The organism is Vibrio xiamenensis (assembly GCF_900100015.1).
Lineage (GTDB): Bacteria > Pseudomonadota > Gammaproteobacteria > Enterobacterales > Vibrionaceae > Vibrio > Vibrio xiamenensis.
The window spans coordinates 139,197-146,207 of the sequence record NZ_FNDD01000010.1; the positions used below are offsets into that span (position 1 = coordinate 139,197).

8 protein-coding genes are annotated in these 7,011 nt (G+C 53.2%); all 8 read left to right on the top strand.

Annotated elements, in window-relative coordinates:
* The first annotated feature begins 264 nt into the window (after positions 1 to 264).
* Positions 265 to 549 (top strand): propanediol utilization microcompartment protein PduA, encoded by a 285-nt coding sequence (pduA, locus tag BLS03_RS10435; RefSeq protein ID WP_093273233.1) that lies wholly within the window; start codon positions 265 to 267, stop codon positions 547 to 549.
* Positions 546 to 1,352, top strand: coding sequence for a propanediol utilization microcompartment protein PduB (gene pduB, locus BLS03_RS10440; protein WP_093273235.1), 807 nt, complete (start codon positions 546 to 548; stop codon positions 1,350 to 1,352). The genes pduA and pduB overlap by 4 nt, the downstream gene beginning before the upstream one ends.
* Positions 1,353 to 1,373: 21 nt before the next feature.
* Positions 1,374 to 3,038 (top strand): propanediol/glycerol family dehydratase large subunit, encoded by a 1,665-nt coding sequence (locus BLS03_RS10445; RefSeq protein WP_093273238.1) that lies wholly within the window; start codon positions 1,374 to 1,376, stop codon positions 3,036 to 3,038.
* Positions 3,039 to 3,050: 12 nt separating this feature from the next.
* Positions 3,051 to 3,725 carry a propanediol/glycerol family dehydratase medium subunit gene (locus tag BLS03_RS10450; RefSeq protein ID WP_093273241.1) on the top strand — a complete coding sequence of 225 codons (675 nt, stop codon included), beginning with the start codon at positions 3,051 to 3,053 and terminating at the stop codon, positions 3,723 to 3,725.
* Positions 3,726 to 3,738: 13 nt separating this feature from the next.
* Entirely contained in the window at positions 3,739 to 4,275 is a 537-nt protein-coding gene (pduE, locus tag BLS03_RS10455) for a propanediol dehydratase small subunit PduE (protein ID WP_093273244.1), read from the top strand.
* A gap of 43 nt (positions 4,276 to 4,318) precedes the next feature.
* Complete coding sequence (locus tag BLS03_RS10460) at positions 4,319 to 6,199, top strand: diol dehydratase reactivase subunit alpha (protein WP_093273246.1); 1,881 nt, start codon at positions 4,319 to 4,321, stop codon at positions 6,197 to 6,199.
* Positions 6,196 to 6,549: a glycerol dehydratase reactivase beta/small subunit family protein gene (locus BLS03_RS10465; protein WP_093273249.1), complete on the top strand. Its 354-nt coding sequence runs from the start codon at positions 6,196 to 6,198 to the stop codon at positions 6,547 to 6,549. Before BLS03_RS10460 ends, BLS03_RS10465 begins: the two co-directional genes overlap by 4 nt.
* 118 nt (positions 6,550 to 6,667) lie before the next feature.
* The coding region (locus BLS03_RS10470; RefSeq protein ID WP_093273251.1) for a BMC domain-containing protein at positions 6,668 to 7,011 on the top strand (344 nt) is incomplete at its 3' end.

A 7,011-nucleotide genomic window follows, 5' to 3' on the forward strand; every position in this document is an offset into this window, starting at 1 on the left:
ATTTGCGGTTGATCAAAATGAGTAAATAACTTGCCTTAAATCACGAAATTCACCAATAACCGTCTTCGTCCTACCGCTAAATAGTGTCATTCCATTATTTCCTTCAAGCATTGAAAACATTGAAGTTATTAATTTTAGCGCGCAATCTTTTCACATATCCCCACCAATAATTCCCAATTTATTGCTCAAACTAAACCATTATTTCTTGCGGGTTTTTCTTAGTATCTGCTTGGTATTAGTGTCAATTGCTTACGAGGTAACCCCATGCAACAAGAAGCTCTAGGAATGGTAGAAACCCATGGTCTGACTGCGGCCATCGAGGCGGCAGATACCATGGTGAAATCAGCCAACGTCATGCTCGTCGGCTACGAAAAAATCGGCTCTGGCTTGGTCACTGTGATCGTGCGCGGAGACGTTGGTGCAGTCAAAGCAGCGACCGATGCTGGTGCATCGTCAGCAGCCAATGTAGGTGAAGTGGTCGCAACCCATGTGATTCCACGTCCACACACCGATGTTGAGAAAATTCTTCCCAAAGGAATTAGCGAATGAGTGACAACCCTCTAGTTGACCAAATTATGAGTCAGGTGATGACTCGCATCGGTCAGTCCAGTGCCGAGCCGTCACCGCCGAAACCCGAACGAGGCAAAACAATGAATACAAAAACATGCAGTCTGACAGAGTTTGTCGGCACCGCAGTCGGCGACACCATCGGCTTGGTGATTGCCAATGTCGATGCTGCGCTACTCGAAGCGATGAAGCTAGAAAAACGCTATCGCTCGATTGGCATTCTCGGCGCACGGACCGGCGCCGGACCACACATTATGGCCGCCGATGAAGCCGTGAAAGGCACCAACACCGAAGTGGTGTGCATCGAACTGCCCCGTGATACCAAAGGCGGCGCCGGACACGGTTCACTGATTGTGTTTGGTGGTGACGATGTTTCCGACGTGCGCCGCGCGGTGGAAGTGGCGCTCAAAGAATTAGAACGCACTTTTGGTGATGTTTACGGTAACGATGCGGGACACATCGAGCTGCAATACAGTGCTCGCGCCAGCTATGCGCTAGAAAAAGCCTTTGGCGCGCCACTTGGTAAAGCTTGCGGCGTGATCGTTGGTGCCCCCGCGTCAATAGGCGTTGTGATGGCCGATACCGCGGTTAAATCTGCCAATGTCGATGTGGTCGCCTACAACACCCCAGCCAACGGCACCAGTTTCAGTAACGAAGCCATTTTGGTCGTCTCTGGTGACTCCGGCGCGGTGCGCCAAGCCGTGATTTCAGCGCGGGAAATCGGCAAAACCCTGCTCGCCACTATGGGTGATGAGCCCACCAGCGATCTTCCGTCTTACATTTAATCCACTAAACGAGGTTGGTTCATGCGTTCAAAACGATTTGAAGCACTGGCGAAACGGCCAGTCAACCAGGATGGATTCGTCAAAGATTGGGTAGAAGAAGGCTTTATCGCCATGGAAAGCCCCAACGACCCAACCCCATCAATCAAAATAGTCAACGGCAAAGTCGTTGAACTGGATGGAAAAAATGAATCCGATTTCGATTTAATCGACCACTACATTGCGCGCTACGGCATCAATTTAGACTATGCCGAACAAGCGATGAAAATGGACTCTGTCAAAGTGGCCAACATGCTGTGTGATCCAAACGTGCCACGCAGTGACATCATCAAAATCACCACCGCCATGACACCGGCAAAAATTGTCGAAGTGATGTCGCAAATGAACGTGGTGGAAATGATGATGGCGATGCAGAAAATGCGCGCTCGGCGCACCCCATCACAACAAGCTCACGTCACCAATGTGCGCGACAATCCGGTGCAAATTGCCGCTGATGCCGCCGAAGGGGCGCTGCGTGGTTTTGACGAACAAGAAACCACCGTCGCGGTCGCCCGTTATGCGCCATTTAACGCCATTGCCTTGTTAGTCGGCTCACAAGTGGGCCGCGCCGGTGTGTTGACCCAATGTTCATTGGAAGAAGCCACCGAGCTTAAACTTGGCATGCTCGGCCACACTTGCTACGCCGAAACCATTTCGGTGTATGGCACCGAACCTGTGTTTACCGACGGCGATGACACGCCGTGGTCAAAAGGCTTTTTGGCCTCATCTTACGCCTCTCGCGGCTTAAAAATGCGTTTTACTTCGGGCTCTGGCTCGGAAGTGCAAATGGGCTACGCCGAAGGCAAATCGATGCTGTATTTGGAAGCGCGCTGCATCTACATCACCAAAGCCGCCGGCGTTCAAGGGCTGCAAAACGGCTCGGTCAGCTGTATTGGTGTGCCTTCGGCGGTGCCTTCTGGCATTCGTGCTGTGCTGGCGGAAAACTTGATTTGCGCGGCGCTCGACCTTGAGTGCGCCTCAAGTAACGACCAAACCTTTACCCACTCGGACATGCGCCGCACCGCAAGGTTGCTGATGCAATTTTTGCCAGGCACAGACTTTATCTCATCTGGCTATTCGGCCACACCGAACTACGACAACATGTTCGCCGGTTCCAATGAAGACGCCGAAGATTTTGACGACTACAACGTGATTCAGCGCGACTTAAAAGTCGATGGCGGCTTGCGCCCTGTGCGCGAAGAAGAAGCGGTTGCGGTGCGCAACAAAGCTGCGCGCGCCATGCAAGTGGTGTTTGCTGGGCTTGGTTTTCCAGAAATTACCGACGAAGAAGTCACCGCAGCCACTTACGCCCATGGCTCGAAAGACATGCCAGAGCGCAACATTGTCGAAGATCTTAAAGCGGCGCAGCAAGTTATCGAGAAAAGCATCACCGGGCTTGATGTAGTGAAAGCGCTCGCAAGCGGCGGCTTCAATGACGTTGCCCAAGACATGCTCAACATGCAAAAAGCCAAAATTTCCGGCGACTATTTGCACACCTCAGCAATCATCGTTGGCGACAGCCAAGTGTTGTCTGCGGTCAATGATGTCAATGATTACGCTGGCCCTGCCACAGGCTATCGCCTGCAAGGTGAGCGCTGGGAAGAGATCAAAAACATTCCTAACGCCCTTGACCCGCAAGACCTTGGATAAGGAAGACGAAAGATGGTTGATATTAATGAAACACTGCTGCGTCAGATCGTCGAGGATGTCCTCAAAGAGATGCAAGGCGCCGATAAACCGGTGTCGTTTTCAAACCAAGGCGCAGCCACGACCAGTAGCGCAAGCAGCGCCAGTGGTGGCTTTTTGCAAGAAACCGGCCCAGCCAAACCCGGCTCAAGCCGCGATGAGGTAGTGATTGCGGTTGGCCCTGCCTTTGGCCTTAGCCAAACCGCCAATATCGTCGGTACGCCGCACCAAGAGATCCTGCGCGAACTGTGCGCTGGTATTGAAGAAGAAGGCTTAAAAGCGCGAGTGATTCGCTGCTTTAAATCTTCCGATGTGGCGTTCATCGCCGTGGAAGGCGACCGCTTGAGCGGTTCGGGGATCTGTGTTGGCGTGCAATCCAAAGGCACGACAGTTATTCACCAAAATGGTTTACCACCGCTATCAAACTTGGAGCTATTTCCACAAGCACCACTGATCACGCTGGAAACCTATCGCCAAATTGGCAAAAACGCGGCCAAGTACGCCAAAGGTGAGTCACCACAGCCGGTTCCGACCTTAAACGATCAGATGGCGCGGCCAAAATACCAAGCCAAATCCGCGGTGCTGCACATCAAAGAGACCAAATATGTGGTGCCCGGCAAAGCCGCACTCGAATTGCAAGTATTAGCTTAAAGAGGAACGGACTATGAACTCGGAATCCATCGAAGCCCTAGTGCGTGATGTGCTGGAAAAAATGAGCAGTGGCAATACCTCAGCATCTGCGCCAAGCGCTTCACCAAGCGCCGCGGCGCCCACTGCGAGTCACTCTGGCGCGAGCGTTGACGACTACCCGCTCGCTAATAAACACCCAGATTGGGTTAAAACCAGCACAGGTAAAACCCTTGAAGATATGACGCTGGAAAATGTTCTGTCCGGCAAAGTGACGCCGCAAGACATGCGCATCACACCCGAGATTTTGCGTATTCAAGCCGACATCGCTCGCAGCGCTGGTCGCGATCGCTTAGCGCTCAACTTTGAGCGCGCCGCCGAGCTGACCTTTGTTCCCGATGAACGGGTGCTTGAGATCTACAACGCGCTGCGCCCCTATCGTTCAAGCAAAGAGGAGCTGCTGGCGATCGGTGATGAACTGGAGCAGAAATATCACGCCAAAGTGTGCGCCGATTACGTACGCGAAGCCGCGGCTCTGTACGTATCGCGTAAAAAACTCAAAGGCGACGACTAATCAAAACATCATCACAACAGCAAGCAGTTAACGAGGTAAGGTCATGGCGTACATTGTGGGCATTGATATTGGAAACTCTTCTACCGAAGTGGCACTGGCGAATGTGCAAGGCTCCGATGTACGCTTTATGGCCAGCGCCATCACCGAAACCACCGGAATTAAGGGCACCAAACGCAATCTGTTTGGCATCTATCAAGCGCTCGACATGGTGGTGGAAAACGCCAGCTTAAGCCGCGGTGATATTTCTCTTATTCGTATCAACGAAGCCACCCCAGTGATTGGCGATGTGGCGATGGAAACCATCACCGAAACCATCATTACTGAATCCACCATGATTGGTCACAATCCCAAAACGCCGGGTGGTGTCGGCCTTGGCGTTGGGCTCACCATTAACTGTGAAGATTTGCTTAAACGCGATAACGATCAGCCCTACATTTTGGTGGTACCGGGGGAATTTGATTTTGCGGATGTCGCAACCATGGTCAATGCGGCAACCGAGGCTGGCTACCAAATTCAAGCGCTGATTTTGCAAAAAGACGACGGCGTACTGGTAAGCAATCGCCTATCTCGCACTCTGCCGATTGTCGATGAGGTCAGTTATATCGACCGCATTCCACTTGGCATGCTGGCTGCGGTGGAAGTCGCGCCGCCCGGACAAGTGATCAGTACCCTGTCCAACCCTTATGGCATCGCCACTGTGTTTGAGCTGTCCAGTGACGAAACCAAAAACATCGTGCCTGTTGCCAGAGCGCTGATTGGCACTCGCTCGGCGGTAGTGGTGAAAACTCCAGCTGGCGATGTCAAAGCGCGCACCATTCCTGCTGGACACCTGACTTTGTATTGCCAAGGGCGCAGTCATTCCATTGATGTCGCCGAAGGCAGCGAAAAAATCATGCAAGGGGTTGAGGCATGCTCGGCGCTGGATAACGTCACTGGCGAAGCAGGCTCAAACATCGGCGGTATGCTTGAGAACGTTAGGCAAACCATGGCCAAACTCACCGACAAACCGAGCAGCGAAATCTTTATTCAAGACTTACTGGCGGTCGACACTCTGGTGCCGGTCAATGTGGTTGGCGGCTTAGCGGGCGAGTTTTCGTTAGAGCACGCAGTGGGCATCGCGTCGATGGTTAAATCTGACCATCTGCAAATGGCACGTATCGCGCAAGAAATTCAAGCCACCCTCAACGTCAAAGTGCAAATTGGCGGCGCCGAGGCGGAAGCGGCGATTCTTGGTGCGCTGACTACTCCGGGCACTCAAACTCCGCTGGCAATTTTGGATCTTGGTGCGGGCTCAACCGATGCCTCGATCATCAACCACAACGGCGAAATTGTCGCAACTCACCTGGCAGGCGCTGGGGACATGGTAACCATGATCATCGCCAGCGAACTGGGGCTTGATGACCGCTATCTCGCTGAAGACATTAAGAAATACCCACTTGCCAAAGTGGAAAGCTTGTTTCATCTGCGCCATGAAGACGGCACGGTGCAGTTTTTCGACCAACCATTGCCAAGTGAAATCTTTGCCCGCGTCGTAGTGGTGAAAAACCCGCCGCAAGGGGATTCAAAAGACGATGATCCAGCGCAGCCACGTTTTGTACCGCTGCCGGGCGAGCACACCATCGAGCGCGTCAAACTGGTGCGTCAAAGCGCCAAACAGCGAGTGTTCGTCACCAATGCTCTTAGAGCGCTGAAAAGCGTCAGCCCGACGGGCAACATTCGTGACATTCCTTTTGTGGTGCTGGTTGGCGGCTCATCGCTGGATTTTGAAGTACCACAACTGGTGACTGATGCACTGTCTCATTACAACTTGGTCGCTGGGCGCGGCAATGTGCGCGGCTGTCAAGGGCCAAGAAACGCCGTGGCCACAGGTTTGATCCTCGCCTACCAGCAAGGAAGACAAGCACAAGAGGAGCCTTTGCAATGAGCCAATTGCAAGAGTCACCAGCCATTTACGTGCGCCTAAGCGAGCCAACGTCTACAAAGCTAACGCCGCTGCTCTGGGGCATGGAAGAGGAAGGCATTCCTTATAAAACGCTCGAATTCGAGCATGGTAGCAGCCTTGTAGAGCAAGCGTATCAAGCCGCTGCCCTGTCACCACTGGCGGTTGGCATTGCCAGTGACGGCAAATATGTCGCGGTGCATTCACGCAATTTAGCGGTTGAAACACCGCTGTTTCGTTTAGCGCTGGATGCGCCCAATACCGCACAGGCTCTGCGAGTTCTGGGCTGTAACGCCGCGCGGTTAGTTAAAGGACTGGCGTTTAAGCCGCTGTAAGTTTAATCCGCGGTAAGTTTACTCCTCGGTAAAAAAGCGCTCAGTCAAGCGCTAAAGACAGGATTCGCGGCGGCATAACGCACAGCTCGGCGCGATAGATTATTCAAAGGAGGCTCAAGTGAAGCAGTCATTAGGATTACTGGAAGTGCGCGGTCTTGCCGGCGCGATTGTGGTTGCCGATGCGATGGCGAAGTCGGCGGCGGTGACCTTGCTTGGCGCCGAGCCCGCCAAAGGCAGTGGCTGGATGACCATTCGCGTGGTTGGCGATGTTGCGGCGGTCAATGCATCGCTGGCAACAGGTGAGGCGCTGGCGGTGAAAAGCGGCTGCTTTGTGTCGAAAACCACCTTATCTCGCCCTGACCAAGCCGTGATGAAATTTTGGGGCGAAACGAAGCCACCATCAACGCCTGCGCCGCAAGCCAAAGAGCCAGAGCCAGAGCCAGAGCCAGAGCCAGAGCCAGA